The 16,709-nt window shown below is 38.9% G+C and carries 13 protein-coding genes; 1 reads left to right on the top strand and 12 read right to left on the bottom strand.

Annotated features, from left to right (window positions below; all coding sequences use genetic code 11):
* Positions 1-2 precede the first annotated feature (2 nt).
* The 3 genes from CXF71_RS19420 to guaB form a co-directional block, all read right to left on the bottom strand.
* On the bottom strand, positions 3-353 hold the full coding sequence (locus tag CXF71_RS19420) for a RidA family protein (RefSeq protein WP_101234950.1): 351 nt from the start codon (positions 351-353) through the stop codon (positions 3-5).
* Positions 354-728: 375 nt separating this feature from the next.
* Positions 729-2,306: a glutamine-hydrolyzing GMP synthase gene (guaA, locus tag CXF71_RS19425; RefSeq protein WP_101234574.1), complete on the bottom strand. Its 1,578-nt coding sequence runs from the start codon at positions 2,304-2,306 to the stop codon at positions 729-731.
* A gap of 238 nt (positions 2,307-2,544) precedes the next feature.
* A complete protein-coding gene (gene guaB, locus CXF71_RS19430) occupies positions 2,545-4,017 on the bottom strand; it encodes an IMP dehydrogenase (protein WP_101234575.1) in 1,473 nt (490 codons plus the stop codon).
* 481 nt (positions 4,018-4,498) lie between these two features.
* On the opposite strand from guaB, the gene xseA reads away from it, so the two are divergent.
* The gene (gene xseA / locus CXF71_RS19435; protein WP_101234576.1) at positions 4,499-5,836 is read left to right on the top strand and encodes an exodeoxyribonuclease VII large subunit; all 1,338 of its coding nucleotides are present in this window, start codon (positions 4,499-4,501) and stop codon (positions 5,834-5,836) included.
* Between the two features lie 115 nt (positions 5,837-5,951).
* On the opposite strand, the gene CXF71_RS19440 is transcribed toward xseA, so the two are convergent.
* The 9 genes from CXF71_RS19440 to pilW form a co-directional block, all read right to left on the bottom strand.
* Complete coding sequence (locus CXF71_RS19440) at positions 5,952-6,611, bottom strand: PEP-CTERM sorting domain-containing protein (protein WP_101234951.1); 660 nt, start codon at positions 6,609-6,611, stop codon at positions 5,952-5,954.
* Positions 6,612-6,914: 303 nt separating this feature from the next.
* The gene (locus CXF71_RS19445; protein ID WP_101234577.1) at positions 6,915-7,598 is read right to left on the bottom strand and encodes a PilZ domain-containing protein; all 684 of its coding nucleotides are present in this window, start codon (positions 7,596-7,598) and stop codon (positions 6,915-6,917) included.
* 94 nt (positions 7,599-7,692) lie between these two features.
* The gene (der, locus tag CXF71_RS19450) at positions 7,693-9,171 is read right to left on the bottom strand and encodes a ribosome biogenesis GTPase Der (RefSeq protein WP_101234578.1); all 1,479 of its coding nucleotides are present in this window, start codon (positions 9,169-9,171) and stop codon (positions 7,693-7,695) included.
* 231 nt (positions 9,172-9,402) lie between these two features.
* Positions 9,403-10,647 (bottom strand): outer membrane protein assembly factor BamB, encoded by a 1,245-nt coding sequence (gene bamB, locus CXF71_RS19455; RefSeq protein WP_101234579.1) that lies wholly within the window; start codon positions 10,645-10,647, stop codon positions 9,403-9,405.
* Between the two features lie 51 nt (positions 10,648-10,698).
* Complete coding sequence (locus tag CXF71_RS19460) at positions 10,699-11,385, bottom strand: YfgM family protein (RefSeq protein ID WP_101234580.1); 687 nt, start codon at positions 11,383-11,385, stop codon at positions 10,699-10,701.
* 23 nt (positions 11,386-11,408) lie between these two features.
* Positions 11,409-12,689, bottom strand: coding sequence for a histidine--tRNA ligase (gene hisS, locus CXF71_RS19465; RefSeq protein ID WP_101234581.1), 1,281 nt, complete (start codon positions 12,687-12,689; stop codon positions 11,409-11,411).
* A gap of 167 nt (positions 12,690-12,856) precedes the next feature.
* The gene (gene ispG, locus CXF71_RS19470; RefSeq protein ID WP_101234582.1) at positions 12,857-13,987 is read right to left on the bottom strand and encodes a flavodoxin-dependent (E)-4-hydroxy-3-methylbut-2-enyl-diphosphate synthase; all 1,131 of its coding nucleotides are present in this window, start codon (positions 13,985-13,987) and stop codon (positions 12,857-12,859) included.
* Between the two features lie 66 nt (positions 13,988-14,053).
* Complete coding sequence (locus CXF71_RS19475) at positions 14,054-15,022, bottom strand: RodZ domain-containing protein (protein WP_101234583.1); 969 nt, start codon at positions 15,020-15,022, stop codon at positions 14,054-14,056.
* Positions 15,015-16,685, bottom strand: coding sequence for a type IV pilus biogenesis/stability protein PilW (gene pilW, locus CXF71_RS19480; RefSeq protein ID WP_232771552.1), 1,671 nt, complete (start codon positions 16,683-16,685; stop codon positions 15,015-15,017). The genes CXF71_RS19475 and pilW overlap by 8 nt, the downstream gene beginning before the upstream one ends.
* Between the last annotated feature and the right edge of the window lie 24 nt (positions 16,686-16,709).

Below are 16,709 nucleotides of genomic sequence, written 5' to 3' on the forward strand. Positions count from 1 at the left end.
TTTTATATTTCTGCAGCAACCACTGAGATTTCAACAAGCAAAGCTTCTCGCGCCATTTTAGCGGCAACACAAGCACGTGCTGGTGCATGCCCTTCTGGTACCCAAGCGTCCCATACAGCGTTCATATCAGCGAAGTAGCTCATGTCTTTAACGTAGATCGTCGCAGATAAGATGTGCTCTCTGTCACTTCCTGCTTGCGTTAATAGTGCATCAACTTTATCAAGCATAGTTTGCGTTTGCTCGGTGATGTCTTTAGTGGCATCTGCTGCTACTTGACCACATAAGTAAATAGTACCGTTGTGCTTAACGATACGACTCATTCTTGGTTTAGTTTCTAATCTTTCAATAGTCATCTTAATTACGCTCTTCCTATTTGTAATTTTAGCTGCTTTGTTCTCGCTTTTAATTCCATCACTTATAGTCATCATCTCTCCTTGGCATCCATGCCATCGCGACATACCGTTCATCCTGAACATAACCTCAAAAATTAAAAACTCAAACGCTTTGCTAAAATCCCAACTAGTTTGAGCTCCTTGTCTGGTTCTTGTTAAAAAAAAGCCCCAACGTTTTTCAACCTTGGGGCTTTATCAATATATATTATTAAGCGTTTAATTTAGATATTAGGCGACGGAAAATCATTCAAATTCTAGGAGAATGCACGGAGCTGACGTTAGTCAGTGAGTACCTTCGACAACGAAGTTGGCTGATTTAACTAGTCTAAGACTAAATTACTCCCATTCGATAGTCGCAGGCGGTTTCCCTGAAATATCGTAAACTACGCGTGAGATACCTTCAATTTCATTAATAATACGGTTAGAAACTAACCCTAAGAAATCGTATGGTAAATGTGACCAACGTGCGGTCATAAAGTCGATTGTTTCAACACAACGTAATGATACAACCCAGTCATACTTACGTGCATCGCCCATTACGCCTACCGATTTAACAGGTAAGAAAACGGTAAAGGCTTGGCTAACTTTGGTGTATAAGTCATGTTTGTGAAGCTCTTCAATGAAGATAGCATCCGCACGACGCAATAAGTCAGCGTATTCTTTTTTCACTTCACCTAAAATACGAACACCTAAACCAGGTCCAGGGAACGGGTGGCGATAAAGCATGTCGTAAGGTAAACCTAACTCTAGGCCAATTTTACGTACTTCATCTTTAAATAATTCACGTAATGGCTCAACTAAACCTAACTTCATGTAATCTGGTAAGCCACCTACGTTATGGTGAGACTTAATTACATGTGCTTTACCGGTAGCAGAAGCTGCAGATTCAATCACGTCAGGGTAAATAGTACCTTGCGCTAACCATTTAGCATTTTCTAATTTGTTAGACTCTTCTTCAAAAACATCAATAAATACATTACCGATAATTTTGCGTTTCGCTTCTGGCTCACTTTCACCCGCTAAACGATCTAAAAATCTATCTTCTGCTTCAATCTTAATGATATTTAAACCGAAGTGGTCACCAAACATATCCATGACTTGCTGGCCTTCGTCTAAACGAAGTAAACCGTTATCAACAAATACGCAGGTAAGTTTATCGCCAATAGCACGATGTAATAACATAGCAACTACTGATGAATCTACACCACCTGAAAGACCTAGTATAACTTCGTCATCACCCACTTGCTCTTTCATTTTAGCAATTGCATCATCAATGATTGATGCTGAAGTCCATAACTTTTCACACTGACAAATTTCAACAACAAAGTTTTCTAAAATACGAGCACCTTGTTTAGTGTGTGTTACTTCTGGGTGAAATTGTACACCGTAAAATTTCTTCTCTTCGTTAGCCATTGCGCCATAAGCACAACTTGCTGTTTGTGCAACGGTAACAAAACCTTCAGGGATAGCTGAGACTTTATCGCCGTGACTCATCCAAACGTCTAGTAAAGCATTACCGTTATCACCAATGCTGTCTTCAACTTTGTTAAATAACGCCGATTGGGCAATTAGCTCAACCGCAGCATAACCAAACTCTTTATGAGTAGAGCTTTCAACGCCCCCGCCAAGTTGCTCAGCCATTGTTTGCATACCGTAACAAATACCTAATACAGGTACGCCAGCGGTATAGACATATTCAGGTGCACGAGGAGAATCGGCTTCAGTTACTGACTCTGGGCCACCAGCAAGAATAATACCTGTTGGGTTAAAGCCTTTGATTTGCTCTTCAGTTACATCCCAAGACCAAAGTTCACAGTAAACGCCAATTTCACGTACGCGACGTGCGATAAGCTGAGTATATTGAGAACCAAAATCTAATATCAGTATTCGGTGATCATGAATGTCTTTACTCATGTTGTTTTCCTACTTTATTTAACTATTTATAAAATGAACAGGCTGAGTTGTTATCTCAATGAGATGTCAACTCAGCCTGCTTGAATTTTTTGTTTTCATTTACCAAAAAGCAATGAAGAATAGTTTAGTTCGAAGCTAGTTTGCACAAGAGCAAAGAAGAAGCACGGAGCTGACGATAGTCAGTGAGTACTGCTGATGCCGCTATTGTGTTAACTAGCAAAGAAATAAGTTGTTCTGTTTAGCCCATCCGATAATTTGGCGCTTCTTTGGTGATTGTTACGTCATGTACGTGTGACTCACCCATGCCTGCTGATGTTATTTTCATAAACTCAGGTTTGGTACGCATTGTTTCAATATCTTTACAACCCGTTAAGCCCATTGATGAACGTAAACCGCCCATCTGCTGGTGAATAATAGCTGAAACTGGGCCTTTATAAGCAACACGACCTTCAATACCTTCAGGTACTAATTTGTCGGCTTCGCCATCAGTTTTTTGGAAGTATCGATCACTTGAACCATCTTTTTGCGCCATAGCGCCTAAAGAGCCCATGCCACGATAAGATTTGTAGTAGCGACCTTGGTAAAGTTCAACTTCACCAGGTGCTTCTTCAGTACCAGCTAACATGCTGCCAACCATAACGCAGTGTGCGCCAGCAACAAGTGCTTTAGCAATATCGCCAGAGAAGCGGATACCGCCATCAGCGATAACTGGAATACCAGTACCTTTTAAGCCTTCAACTGCATTTGAAATAGCGGTTAGTTGTGGTACACCAACACCGGTAACAATACGTGTAGTACAGATTGAACCAGGGCCTATGCCTACTTTTACAGCATCAACACCGGCATCAGCCATTGCTTTTGCACCCGCAGCGGTAGCTACGTTACCAGCAATGATTTGTAAATCTTGGTATTTTTCACGTGTTTCTTTAACTCTATCAAGAACGCCTTGAGAGTGACCATGTGAGGTATCAATTAATAAAACATCAACACCCGCAGCAACTAATGCGTCAATACGCTCATCAGTTCCAGCACCAACACCAACAGCAGCACCTACACGTAAGCGACCTAGTTCGTCTTTACATGCATTTGGCTTATTTTCAGCTTTTTGATAATCTTTTGCAGTAATAAGACCGACCAATTTGAAAGCATCATCAACCACTAAGATTTTCTCAATACGGTTACTGTGCATCAAACCTAAGATTTCTTCACGTGCAGCCCCCTCTTTAACAGTCACTAAATCTTCTTTAACTGTCATAAGTGAAGAAACCGATTTAGTTAAATCTGTTTCAAAACGCAAGTCACGACCGGTAATGATACCAACTAAGTTGTTGTTATCATCTACAACAGGGAAACCTGAGAAACCCAAGTCATCAGCTTGGTGCATGACTTGTTCAATCGTAAAATCAGTACTTACGGTGACAGGGTCTGAAACAATACCACTCTCATATTTCTTCACTTTAGAAACATGTTTGGCTTGTTCAGCAATGGTCATATTTTTATGAATAAAACCTAAACCACCTTCCTGCGCTAACGTAATCGCTAGGCGTGACTCTGTTACTGTGTCCATAGACGCAGAAATCATCGGTACGTTTAAGTTAATTTTACGGGTTAATTTGGTTTTTAAATCAGCCGTATGTGGGAGTACTGTTGAATGAGCAGGTACAAGTAGTACGTCATCAAAAGTTAAAGCTTCTTGGGCAATTCTTAGCATCGCAACATCTCTCTAAAAGGGTTGGTTAGGGAGTGAATATTGCGGCAGAATTTTAACCGTTTTCTTGTTTTAGGTAAACCTATTTTTATCAAATATCGATAAAAATAGGCAAATATACCCGCTCCACCTCAATAGGCTCGATTCAGTGGGAATTTAAAAAACTTTAGGTAAGGCATTCATTGTTAGGAATGGTTGTTCCCTTCATAAAATGGATAACGCAGCATAAAGTATTTTAAAGCCTACCCAAAGGGAAACACAGAGCGGCATCACTTCGTTGTTGCATCAATTTGTAAGGGAATGCCATAACATAATTGATACGCCTAGAAGTGAAATTACTCTGTGTTTCTGAACTAGCATATTGAAGTAGAACGGGTATAAAATGCCTAAATAGTTTTTAATGATGAAAATAAATTGAAAGATGACCCTATTCAATAAATAATAGTTAATATTCTCAACTATTAAGCCCTGCTTTCTTGCCATTATGAGCCAACAGCATATTTTACAAATAAGTGAATTAACGAAAAAAGTACGCTTTATTCTAGAAAGCGAACTCAATACTGTTTGGTTAACGGGTGAAGTATCAAATTTTATTGCCGCCAGTTCAGGTCACTGGTACTTATCATTGAAAGACGCCAAGTCGCAAGTTAAGTGTGCCATGTTTAAAGGCAGCAATAGGCGTGTCCGTTTAAGTACGGGGGCAACACCCAGTAATGGCCAACAAGTACTGGTACGCGCAAAAGTCTCTTTATATGAACCACGTGGTGACTTTCAACTAATTATCGAGCACATGGAAGATGCCGGCACGGGTTTATTACGCCAACAATATGAGCAGTTAAAAAATAAACTGAATGCCCAAGGTGTTTTTGATTTATCGCATAAAAAGCAATTACCAAAACATATCAACTGTGTCGGTATTGTTACTTCACCGACAGGTGCAGCGGTAAAAGATATTTTAACGGTACTTAAACGTCGTAATCCCAATATCAAAGCTATTATCTACCCTTCCCTTGTACAAGGTGAATATGCTCAAGGTGATATTTGTCATGCTATTGAAAATGCTAATAGCCGTAACGAATGTGATGTACTCATTGTTGGTCGAGGTGGTGGCTCCTTAGAAGATTTATGGCCATTTAATGAAGAGAGTGTGGTGCAGGCCATTTATAACAGTGTATTACCTGTGATTAGCGCCGTAGGCCATGAAATTGATACTACGCTCAGTGATTATGTCGCCGACTTACGTGCCCCAACGCCATCTGCTGCCGCGGAGTTAGTATCAAGTGATAGCAGTGAGCTTATTAACCATGTAGTTATGCTTAAACAACGTTTGATTAAAGCACAACAAGGTAAGTTAGCGTATTTAACTAATGAACGAAATTATTTTCAGCATCGTTTATCGCAAGTTCACCCCGAACAACAGCTACAATTACAACAGCAGAAAGCTGATGAATTGTGCTTACGCCTAAAGCAAACAATGAAGCGTAATATACTCCAAATAAAAAATAAGCCTGCGCAGCTTAATCAGCGACTATTACAGCACTCTCCAGCAAAAAACATCCAATTACAACAGGAGCAAACCAGTCAAAATATGCATAGGCTCACGCAAGCAATGCAAAATTTAATACAACATAAAAGTGACAGTTTTGTGCATTTGATTGAGCAACTACAATTGGTTAGTCCATTGGCCACGATAGCGCGCGGTTATAGTGTGACCCGTAATACAAAAAATGAAGTGATTACTAAAGTAGAGCAACTATCTACTGATGAACAAATTAGTGTGCAACTAAGTGATGGGAGCATTAACGCTAAAGTAATAGAATAATTATCTTAAACCCAATATTAATTACTTTTATTGTTATTTTATACTTTGCAACGATATAAAAAAACGCGAATAAATCGCGTTTTTTTATATCTGCTATTTCATAACAATTGCTATATTAATTCTTACGCTTATTTCTTGATATTAAACCAAGTAGACCTAATCCCAAAATAGCTAACGTTGTCGGTTCAGGTACTAAAGTAACAGGACCATTAGCATCATTAAAATGTGCAAAATTGCGTGATGAATCAGCTATTGAGAACTCTAATGAAGCTTCACCACCATTTTCAAAGAAATACAACTCAATATTATGAACACCTTCGGTTAAGAACTTAGTGCCTTCGAAGCGTCTTTCAGGATGCAGGCTAGGATCGTTTATTACAAGCTCACCATCAATGTATAAAAATAAACCATCATCGTTAAAAGTTCTAAAGAAAAAATCATCATCAGCCGCAGTTAGAAATTGACCTGTGATACGCGCAAAAAAAGTTTGATTTACTGAATGACCAGTACCTATTGCGCCAGCATCTGTGGCTGAAGGCCATGGGTTACTACCAGCAATATCTCCTGCAAAACCAGCTGGATCATCAGTAAAGTCGATTTCTCCCCAGTAAGCAGAAGTACTCGCATTGTTATTTTCAGCATAATCAATAAGAGTATTCACATCACTTGACCAGAAATCATCATATTGTTCGACAAGCAGTAAACCTGCATTCGCCAAGTTAGATAAAGACAAAAGGGCTGCTGCAGCCACAAATTTCAAACTAGATAACTTCATTTATTTTCCTTCGATTAATTTAGATAAATAGAGCCTACCCCTACTAGGCCCTACACAGCAAAAATAATGCCAAGAAATTAAAATACATATAGATCAGTAAAATAGAATAAAATCAGTTTATGAGGATAGTTGTAGCGTTTAGGAATGTAAAATTACCTGACATAAAGAACAAAACATTTAAAAGCATGAGTAATAACAGGGAGATCGAGCATGATTGTGGATTAACAAGAACAGTGAAGTTATGGCAAAGGGATTAATCAACCCTTTCCTAAAAGCTGGAATTTATAAAACAATAGTAATCCTTTAGTCATCTTGGGCGAGAGCTACGTAGAGTAAATCAATCACTTGTTGTTTGTTTACCCGATTGAATTTAACACCAAAAGATAAACCGTCAACTTGTTGTTTAATATTACAAACGGTCGCGTTAAGTTTAAGGTTGTTGTCCCCTTCACTCGTCTCCACCACAATATCAATTATTTTATCTTCTGCCAGTACTAATTTTTCACCATTGATAATATCTAGCTGACCACCGTCAACCGATATGTTTGTCATGGTCGTTTTCCAATAGACATCATCAATTTTTACTTTAGCTGAGATTTTAGTATCAATACGTACAGAAGAACGTAATTGCTGTAATGTTACGGTATTAGGGATATCTAGCACCATAATACGTGAGGGAATTTGTAAGGTTTGTCTAATAGTACTAATAAAGGCAACCGCTGCCCCATCGCGTCCTTCAATAAGCCCACGCACAGTAATAACTGTACCTTGGCCAATATACTGAGAAAAAGTACCTAATCTTTTTGCCTCGGGAAATTCAATAAGTACATATTTTTTAGGTAAATATCCAATAAAAAAGGTATTAAACTTTCTTTTTTGTCCAGCCGGCGTAGAAATATCAATCGTGATAGGCGCACCCGCTTTCAAAAAGCCGAGGTTACGTGCAGAAGGTTTAGATGGATCAATCAAAATTGCTTGTTCAGCCATATTTTTCAATAAGGTAAAAGGAGCGTATACGATACCTTATTAAAATAAGGCTAAGATTGCAACTTGCTATTAACTAGCAAGTTGCAAATCAACTTTAATCTTTTTTATAACCTTGTATTGAACGAGCAATTTTCTTTTGCTCAGTAAAGTTAAGCTTCTTCTTGCCGGCAAATGGGTTCAAGGTGTCTTTAAACTGTATACGGATAGGCGTACCCATCATTTTTAATGACTTACGGTAATAATTCATTAAATAGCGTTTATAAGACATTGGTAATTTCTTAGCTAAGTTACCATGAATAATAATGATAGGCGGATTATAACCACCAGCATGAGCGTATTTCAACTTAACGCGTCGACCGTTATGCATAGGCGGTTGATGATCAAATATAGCCATATCTAATATCTTAGTAACCATTGCCGTGGATATGCGTTTCGTTGCTGAAACAAAGGCTTCTTCCACTGACTCAAATAAATGGCCAACACCGGTACCATGTAGTGCCGAAATAAAATGAATACGGGCAAAGTCAATAAATCCTAAACGTCTATCAAGTTCAGTTTTAATACGATCTTTTTCATGTTCTTCTAAGCCATCCCATTTATTAACTGCAAGGACTAATGAACGCCCTGCTTCAAGGATAAATCCCAGTAAGCTAAGATCTTGATCACTAATACCTTCTTGAGCATCGATAATAAGAAGACAAACATTAGAGTCTTCAATTGCACGCAAGGTTTTAATCACTGAATATTTCTCTACAACATCAGTCACATTCTTACGACGACGAATCCCCGCGGTATCAATTAAAGTGTATTCACGACCATTACGTTCCATTGGAATATAAACGCTATCACGGGTTGTACCGGGCATATCAAAAACAACAACACGTTCTTCACCTAATATACGGTTAGTTAGTGTTGATTTCCCAACATTTGGACGACCGATGATTGCTAATTTTATCTTGTCATTTTCTTGTGGCTCACCTTCAAGCTTTTTGGCAAGCTGCTCTTCAGTCAACTCAACGTCAAACTCACCTGAGAATTCATCATTTTCAGATTTCTCGGCTTTTGGTTGGCCAAGTGCTTCAATATGAGGCGTTAATGCAATCGTTAAAAGTTGTGTAACACCACGTCCGTGGGCAGCAGCAATTTGATGCACATGCTCGCCTAAACCTAGCGAGTAAAATTCAGCTACGGCTGAATCGCCATGGATACCATCAATTTTATTGGCAACTACGAATATTTTTTTATTTTGCTTACGTAAATGATCAGCAATACCATGATCAGCCGCGGTCAAACCATCACGAGCATCAACTAAAAACAGTACCGCATCGGCTTCTTCTATCGCCATCAATGACTGTTCAGCCATTTTCACATCAATACCTTTTTCATCGCCATTTATACCACCAGTATCAATAACAATAAAAGGATGTTCTTCAACTTCGGCTTGACCGTATTGACGATCGCGAGTTAGACCTGGGTAATCGGCTACAAGAGCATCGCGACTACGGGTTAAACGGTTAAATAATGTTGATTTTCCGACATTAGGACGGCCAACTAGAGCAACTACAGGAAGCATGAGTACCTCAAAGGAATCACCATGCAAGCGAGTAACGCATGGTTTTTCAAAACAAATAAAAACTAAATATCAAAGAGAATATATAAAACACTCAACTCGATTAGCTAAGGTCTTATGACTAAAAATGATATTACTAAAAACAAACAACGGCTCCAGATGCATTTAGCATAGGAGCCGTTATTAATTCTAGCTGCTTTTCTTAGAAAAAAAAGCCGCTAAAAACAGTGCAACTTATTGCGCAGCACTGACAATATTTGGTGTAATAATAACTTGTAAGTCACCATCACGGGATTGGCTATATATTTTATCATCAACTACTGTTGGCGTTGAATGTATACCACTACTATCGATTTCATGGCGTGTAACTATTTCACCAGTCTCTTGCTCTAGCCAATGCAAGTAACCTTCAAAATCACCAACAACAATATATCTATCAACTACTGCAGGTCCCGTTACGCCACGGTTTGTCAACTCTAAATTACTCCAGCGTTCAATACCATCATTACGATTAAGGGCATAAATATGACCACGAGTATTGGTAATAAAAATATCATTACGATAAACAGCAATTTGTCGGTATGACGAATATTGGCGTTTCCATAAAATGCGTCCTGATTTTAAATCAACAGCAACTAAGTTTCCACGGGCAGAGATACTGTAAACTTTATCGCCAAAAACTACTGGCGCTGAGTCAACATCGATAACGCGTTGCAATTCTGTTGAGCCCGTTGCTTCGCCGACTTCTGTCGTCCAACCTGCTTGGCCTTTTTCAAGAATATAAACACTTAATGCACCCTTGCCTGAGCCAACTAATACACCACCTGATGCAATAACCGGTGTACTAATACCACGTAACGTCAATGCAGGCACATCTTGCTCAGCTTCCCACAAGTCATCACCCGTATTAGCATCAAACGCTTTAAGTATACCAGAGGCTGAATTTACCACTAAAATGCCAGAATCAATGGCCGGAGGAGTAATAATTTCACCCTTTATTTTAGCTCGCCAGACCAATTCACCTGTCTCTGCATCAAGTGCAAAAACATCACCGTTTTCAGTACCAATAAAGATTTTATTAAGTCCTGCTACCGGGCCACCAGCAACTAAAGCCGAAACACGACTATCCCAGAAGCTTCGTTCGTTATTGATGTCACTTAAATCGGCTTGCCAAACTTTCTTACCACTTTCTTTTTCAAAAGCAATCACATCGCCCATGCGACTAGCGCTATAAACTTTGTTGTAAGCAACAATAGGTTTTATTCGTGAAAAGTAATCGCTAACACCGTCACCTACACTACGATCCCATAAAACTTCCACATCAAAAGCATTATCTAAGTCGGAGAGCTCTGCTATTTTAGTACTAGGGTCTTCGTCATCATTTGATGAACACGCAAATAAGCTTGAAGACAACAAGACAATAGCTAGTACTTTTTTAGCATTAAGACCTTTAAAAATTTTTTTATCAAAACAACGCATAGTGTGCCTTATTAACAAAAGTAAATAATTTTACCAAACAGTAGCCTTAACTTACTTAGCTGCAGGCTCAGTTACTACTGCTTCCACCACTAATTTCTCAGTGACAGGTAATGTAGTTACTTGTGCTAAATCATCTAATTTAATTTGTAAACTTGGGCTTGTGGCAATACCATCAGCAGCAATAGCAGCTTGGTAAGCACTTCGAGCAAGTTCGTTTTTCCCTTGTTGCAAGTATGCATCACCTTTAATTTCTTCAATGGCAGCAGTAAATGATACAGGTAAATTACTGTTTAACGTTACAAGAGCATCTGAATATTGTTCAAGCTGAACTTGTACACGTGCCAAGCGTAAACTTGCGATAGCTTTAATACCATCAGTTGGCGCTGACTCAATCGCTGCAGTTAGTTGCTTTTGAACTTGTTCCCAATCTTTATGCGTCGCTGACTCTTTAGCAAGGGCCAAAGCCGTTAAAGTAACATAACTATTAGTACCATTTTCACTGATAAATTTTTCGCCGTTAGCAGTAAAGTTTTTATCATTTTTACCGCTCTGTTCAATCAGTGTTTGATAACTATCTGATACAGCTAACTCTTGTTCAAACTTATTATCTTGATAAAGATTAAAACCGATAAAGCCAGCAAATCCTAAAGCGATACCCGCAATTATTGTGTTACCGTTTTGTTGCCAGTAACTTTTAATCGCTTCTACTTGTTGTTCTTCTGTTTGATAAATTTCCACTACATCACCTTGGCTTTAAGCTCTTATATTAATTCAGATAATAAACTTGAAATTTTAGAAAATTCCACGCTTTCCTGTTCTTTTTGTCCGCGTAAGTATTTAACCATAATTTTCTCTTCGGCAATTTCATTATCACCTAAGATTAACGCGATTTTTGCGCCTGATTTATCAGCACGTTTTAATTGTTTTTTCATATTGCCGCCACCGCAATGACATTGCAATCTTAACTCTGGTAATTGATCACGCCACAGTTCAGCTAACTTGTTCGCTTCAACTTGCGCATCATCACCTAATATAACCACATAGGCATCTACCTGAGGACGTACATCGGTAATCGTTTCTAACTCCGTTAGCATCAAGACTAAACGTTCAATGCCTAAGGCAAAACCAAAGGCCGGCGTTGCTTTACCACCGAGTTGTTCAACTAAACCATCATAGCGTCCGCCAGCACAAATAGTACCCTGTGCGCCAAGTGTTGTAGTAACCCACTCAAACACAGTACGGTTATAGTAATCTAAACCGCGTACTAAACGCTCGTTCAATACATACTTAATACCTGCTGCATCTAATCGAGCACATAACGTTTCAAAGTGCGCTTGCGTTTCTTCACCGAAGTGTTCCGATAACTTCGGCGCATTAACTAAGGCTTCTTGCACTTGCGGATTTTTACTATCCAGCACTCTTAGCGGGTTGGTATGCATACGACGCTTAGAGTCTTCGTCTAATAACTCTTCATGTTCAAGTAAATAAACAATCAACGCTTCGCGATAATTAGCACGTTCGTCATTCGATCCTAATGAATTCAACTCTAGTGTGACAAATTCACTGATACCAAGTTCCCGCCATAAGCGCGAAGTTAGTAAAATAATTTCTGCATCTATATCTGGAGTCGCGATACCAAAGGCTTCTAGACCAAATTGATGAAATTGGCGATAGCGACCTTTTTGCGGTCTTTCATGGCGAAACATCGGTCCCATATACCAAAGACGTTGCTCTTGGTTATATAGTAAGCCATGTTGATTACCAGCACGAACGCAACTTGCAGTACCTTCTGGACGCAGTGTTAAGCTATCGCCATTTAAATCATCAAAGGTGTACATTTCTTTTTCGACAATATCGGTTACTTCTCCAATACCGCGTTTAAATAGTGCTGTTGACTCAACAATTGGCATACGAATTTCAGCAAAACCATAATTACTGGCAACACGGCGTAGTACCGCTTCAACCATTTGCCAAATATTGGTTTCACTTGGGAGGCAATCATTCATGCCACGAATTGCTTGTAGAGCCTTTTGTTTAGCCACTGAGGGGTCTCTCTTTCTTATGTCTTTATAAAATACCGACAAGCCAGCCATGTTTAGACAGACTTTTAGTACTTAATACGGTTTAAATTTGCGCAGCGCGCAGTATACCCAATAAAAGCGTGCTAATAAACCATAGGATTATTAGTTTCCTTTTATTGGGATAGTAATTAATCGACTGATTTAAAATCTATTTTGTTTTTTTCATCTTGGCGCTCAGTGATCGCATGTGCTTTTGCACGTATACGCTGCTCTAGTTGATCAACAAGGTTATTATTATCAAAACGCTCTTTTTGACGTATACCATCTAAATAGAAACCACTTTTTTTACTGCTGCCCGTAAGGCCAAGATCCGACACCATAGCCTCGCCAGGACCATTAACAATACAGCCAATAATTGAAACATCCATTGGTGTCATAATGTCTTCAATACGTTGTTCTAACGCATTTACCGTCGACACCACATCAAACTCTTGACGAGAGCAACTTGGACAAGCAATTAAATTAATACCACGACTGCGTAATTTAAGTGATTTTAAAATATCAAAACCTACTTTAATTTCTTCAATTGGATCAGCGGCAAGGGATATACGGATTGTATCGCCAATGCCCTGTGCTAATAAAATTCCTAACCCAACTGAAGATTTTACCGAACCAGATCGTAAACCGCCGGCTTCGGTTATTCCTAAATGTAATGGGTTATCAATTTGTTTTGCTAATAATTTATAAGATTCAACCGCTAAAAAAACATCTGACGCTTTAACACTCACTTTAAATTCGTGAAAATTTAATCGGTCTAAAATATCAACGTGACGCATCGCCGACTCTAGCAATGCTTCAGGTGTTGGTTCAGTATACTTTTCTTGAATATCTTTTTCTAATGAACCGCCGTTAACACCAATACGAATAGGGATATTGTAGTCTCGAGCACACTCAACCACGCTACGAATTCTATTTTCATTACCAATATTACCCGGGTTAATACGCAAACAGTCCGCACCATACTCAGCAACTTTTAACGCGATGCGGTAATCAAAGTGGATATCAGCCACTAAAGGCACATTAACTTGCTTTTTGATTTCTCGAAAAGCTTCTGCTGCGTCCATCGTAGGCACGCTTACTCTGACAATATCTGCTCCAACGGCTTCCAATGCTTTTATTTGCGCAACGGTTGCGGCTACATCAGTAGTCAATGTATTTGTCATTGATTGCACAGTGATTGGCGCATTACCACCAACAGGTACATTTCCTACCATTATTTGGCGAGAGATTCGACGGATAATTGGAGATTCTTTAAACATAATCTTTCTTTATATAAGGTTTTTCTAGAAGGTAATCAATTGATTGAGGATAATCTAGATTAAAGACTACTCAACAATTGGCAAATTAAATTTAGCAATGTTGCCAACATTAAAAGCCGACATATCTACTGGTTGTCCATTAAAAGTAATACTTGTTAATTCTGGTTTACCAACGGTAATACTTAGCGGCGCTTTACCTTGAATGGTCATTACATAGCCTGACTTTTTGACACCCCAAGCAATTCGTTCACCCGTAGCATCAAAAATATTCACCCAACAATCACCATTAAAGGTAAACACAGCGGTGCTTATTGCTGGCACTACGGTTAATGTCTCAATATTATTTTTACTCGGATCACTACTCTCATTGGAAATAGCGTCACTAGTAGACAGTTCAGTCTGTGTACCTAATTCTACGTCACTTTTATTTTCGTTTACTTGAGTATTACCATTAGCTTGCTCTTCACTCAAATAGGTTGATTCAAGGTCTTTTACAGCAACTTCATCGCTGACACCTTTTACTATTGTCGTGCTTGAAATAGCTTTTGATGTGTCAGTTTCTTGTTGTCTGCTCTCTTGCTGCCACCATAAAATGGTCAAGCCAACGAGAACTGCCACGATAAGATAGCTTAACCACATTACCCTGCTATGCTCTGCTTGTTTAGCTGTTTCTCTAGAAAAGCTCAACATCTCGGTACGCTGAATTGTAGCGGCATCAAGAGCATCATAACTTGCCAGTACATCTTCTACTTCAACGCCAACTAATTTAGCATAATTAACTAAATAGCCTCGATTAAAAGTAACCGGCATTAAGGGATCGAAAGTATCGTCTTCAATATTTTTAACAATACCAACTTTGAAGTTTAATTTACTGGCAATATGTTCCTGTGACAATGACAATGCTTCGCGAGCTTCTCGCAACATAGTCCCAGGACTCACCATTTCCATGTCTTCACTTAGCTCAGTGATTATTTCAGGAGTAGTACTTTGTTCTTCGTTACCTGCTTTATTTTCAGGGGATACTTCATTATTCATTAATATTGTTCACTGTTTGAGGATCGACCACATAGAGTTTATCGCCTATACGGATTTTATTTTTCTCGGCGATATTATTCCACTGACGTAATCTTTTTAGCTTAACGTTATATTTCACCGATATACTATAAAGATTCTCACCTGGTAATACTTTATGAAAAGCGTCTTGAGAATCAACCATTTCAATATCATCAACAAACTTTTTAGCACTATTTTCAGCACCTTCATCGATGATAGCAGTGGTTGATGTCGCCACAACAATCTCAAGTTCGTCAGCCATTTTTTTATCTACTGTTGTGGTTTCAGCAGTGATAACTTGAGCTTCGATTATGTTCGGTAACGCTTCTGGTAGAGGTACATCACGTGTCGCTGGTATAGGCTTTGTTGAAGTCGGCTCTATTGCACTTGAAACGGGTTGAGCCACTACGGCTATTTCTGTCACTACAGCGGCAAGTTTTTCTGCTTCTTTACTTGTCGCTATCGGCGTAATTTCTTCTGCGTTAGTCACTACCGTGCCACTTGAATCCACTGCTGTGTCATTTGAAGTAACTATTGCCACTGCTGCAGTAGCCGTAAGTAAAGCAGCTCCTGACCCCATTGCAGTTATAGTAGTGTCTGCTATTAGTGATGGTGTGCTAGTCATTGCTGTAGTTGTAACTGCAGCATTTGTAGAAGTAACGACAACCTCATTAGCAGTTAATGCTGGGGTCACTGTTTTAACACTACTAGTATAAGGCGTATTTGCTGATTTTTTCGGGGAAAGTTTTACCACACGCTTATTCTGTGATGGTGATAATCCACGGTTTTTTTCTTTTTGGGTAAGTTGATATTTCTTTGCTAACTCATCTGACTCAATAAACTCGAGCTCATTAAGTAGATATTGTTTACCTTCCCATGATTGAGGATACATTTTCACTAGCATGTTAGCGTAATTACCAGCGGTACGACGCTGACCTAACTTCCAATAAAGTTTATATGCTAACGCTAAAGAACTGGCAGTAAAACGTTGGGTATTACGCTCAAATTTTTGCAAGAAACGCTTACTTTCTTTGTAATTTCCCATGGCATATTGTAAACGTACCATTTGTAATAAGGTTGTTGTTCTATTTGGGCTGTGGAATATAGCCTTATTTAAATACATCTCTGCTTTTTCAAAATTATCTATTTGTAAATAGCATGACGAAAGGTTTTCATAGCTTTGGGAAACGAGTAAATAACTCGGTACCGCAATCGCTTTTAAAAACTGAACTTCTGCCGCCGCAACTTTGTCTTGACGACATAAAAACACCCCATAATTATTTAAGGTGTCGGCACTATCGGCTTTTATCGTTAAGGCTTGTTCAAATGACTCGATAGCCAGTGTACCTTCACCTACGGTTTCATAGTAATGAGCAAAGGCAGTATGCACTTGTACTAAACCTGGCGAGAATTGTTTCGCTTTCTCAAGGTTAAGTTTTGCTTGTGACATGTCACCCATTCTTAAATAACCTAAGCCTAACGAAACACGAGTTGCCGCCATTTCATCACGGTTAGCTTGGTTTTTTACAATCGGCTCATTATTTTCAAAGCTTTGGGTAATACAACCACTTAACAATGAGATAGAGATAGCAGTTAACAATGTTAGCTGAATACATTTAGTCAGAAATTTATCGATAATATGCAATGCGTTAACCGCCTCTTATTGTTA

It is taken from the genome of Colwellia sp. 12G3, assembly GCF_002836775.1.
Classification (GTDB): domain Bacteria; phylum Pseudomonadota; class Gammaproteobacteria; order Enterobacterales; family Alteromonadaceae; genus Colwellia.